Annotated in this window: 1 protein-coding gene; it reads right to left on the reverse strand. The window is 68.7% G+C overall.

The genetic code is table 11. The features are described from left to right. Positions 1 to 2,130 (reverse strand): condensation domain-containing protein (locus tag K8612_RS38700; RefSeq protein ID WP_223765923.1); only part of this gene is annotated, 2,130 nt, incomplete at both ends.

Raw genomic sequence — 2,130 nt, forward strand, 5'->3', positions numbered from 1 at the left:
CTGGAGGACCTCCACCAGCTTCTCGAAGGGGACGTGCTGGTGCTCGTAGGCGGCGAGGGTGGTGGCCTTCACCTGGGCCAGCAGTTGGCGGAACGTCGATTGAGGCTGGACCTGCGTGCGCAGGACGAGGGTGTTGACGAAGAAGCCGATGAGGCTCTCGGCCTCGGCGTGGGTGCGGCCCGCGATGGGGGAGCCGACGGAGATGTCGTCCTGGCCGGAGTAGCGCGACAGCAGCAGTTGGAAGGCGGAGAGCAGCAGCATGAAGGGCGTAGCGCCTTCACGCTGGGCGAGGCTGCGCAGCGAGTCCGTCAGTTGCGAGGGGAAGTGCACGGGCAGCGTGGCGCCGCGACGGGACTGCACAGCCGGACGTGGACGGTCGGTGGGCAGCTCCAGCGCGGCGGGAGCACCAGCCAACTGGCGCTTCCAGTATCCGAGCTGAGACTCCAGCGTCTCCCCCTGAAGCCACTGACGCTGCCAGAGCGCGAAGTCCGCGTACTGCACGGGCAGTGGGGCGAACGACGGCTCACTGCCCGCCGAGAAGGCGGCGTAGCTCGTGGCCAACTCCTTCACGAGGACGCCCATGGACCAGCCGTCGGAGACGATGTGATGCATCGTCACGACCAGGACGTGCGTCTCTTCCGCCAACCTCAAGAGAACCGTGCGCAGCAGGGGCCCGTGGACGAGGTGGAAAGCCCGCCGGGCCTCACTCGTGGCAAGCCGTAGTGTCTCCGCTTCGCGAGTGGACTCCTCCAGGGAAGAGAGGTCTTCGACAGGGAGCGCCCATGCGGCCGGAGCATGGATGCGCTGGAAAGGCTGGCCCTCCTCTTCGAAGAAGGTGGTGCGCAGCGCCTCATGCCGCGCCACCAGCGCCTCGAAGGCACGCCGCAAGGCTTCCACGTCCAGATGGCCAAGGAGGCGCAGCGCGACAGGGAGGTTGTAGGAGGCGTCATCCGGTGCCAACTGGTCCAGGAACCAGAGCCGCTGTTGCGCGAAGGAGAGCTGCTGTGGGCCTTCGGTGCGCGTGCGTGTCAGGGGCGGCAGGCGCGTACCGGTTGAGGCCCTCTGCAACTTCTCCGCGAGCGCGGCGATGGTGGGGGCCTCGAAGAGGGCACGGAGGGGCAACTCCACGTCGAGCGCGGCGCGCACGCGTGCCACCAACTGCGTGGCGAGCAGCGAGTGGCCACCCAGCTCGAAGAAGTTGTCCGTGCGGCCCACGGTGGGGACGCGCAGCACTTCGCTCCAGAGCGCGGCGAGCTTCTCCTCCAGCGGCGTGGCCGGAGCCTCGTAAGCATGTGAGGCCCGGAGCATGCTCGCGTCCGGAGCAGGAAGGGCCTTGCGGTCCACCTTGCCATTGGACGTCAGTGGCAGTGCCTCCAGAGGGACGAAGGCGGCGGGCACCATGTACTCAGGCAGGTGCTGCTTGAGGTGCGCGCGGAGGGCGGAGACGTCGAGCGATTCCCCCACGACGTAGGCCACCAGCCGCTTGTCGCCCGGAGCATCCTCGCGGGCGAGCACGACGGCGTCCTTCACGGAAGGGGCAGCGCGCAGGGCATTCTCGACTTCACCCAGCTCGATGCGGAAGCCACGCACCTTCACCTGGGCGTCGATGCGGCCAACGAAGTCCAGTTGGCCATCCGTGCGCCAGCGCACCACGTCGCCCGTGCGGTAGAGGCGAGCCCCCTCCTCACCGGAGAAGGCGTCCGGCACGAAGCGCTCTGCAGTGAGGCTCGGCCGTCCCGCATAGCCGCGCGCCACGCCCACGCCGCCGATGTGCAACTCACCGCGCACGCCCACGGGCACAGGCTGCCCGTACGTGTCCAGCACGTAGACGCGCACGTTCGCTAGGGGCTTGCCGATGGAGGGCACACTTCCATCCGCTACCACCTCACCGAAAGTGGCGATGACGGTGGCTTCCGTGGGGCCGTAGGTATTGAGCAGGCGCCGTCCCGGAGCCCAACGCGCGACGACATCCGCAGGCAGGGCTTCGCCGCCGGAGATGACGGTGCGCACCGCGGGCAGCCCCTCGGAGGACGTGGCTGCCAGCGCCGCAGGAGTGAGGCTGACGACACTCAACTCCTGCTCACGCAGCAGCAGGGGCAGCGGGGCGCCCGGCATCAGCTTCTCCAGCGG

It is taken from the genome of Corallococcus sp. AS-1-6 (assembly GCF_020037015.1).
Lineage (GTDB): Bacteria > Myxococcota > Myxococcia > Myxococcales > Myxococcaceae > Corallococcus.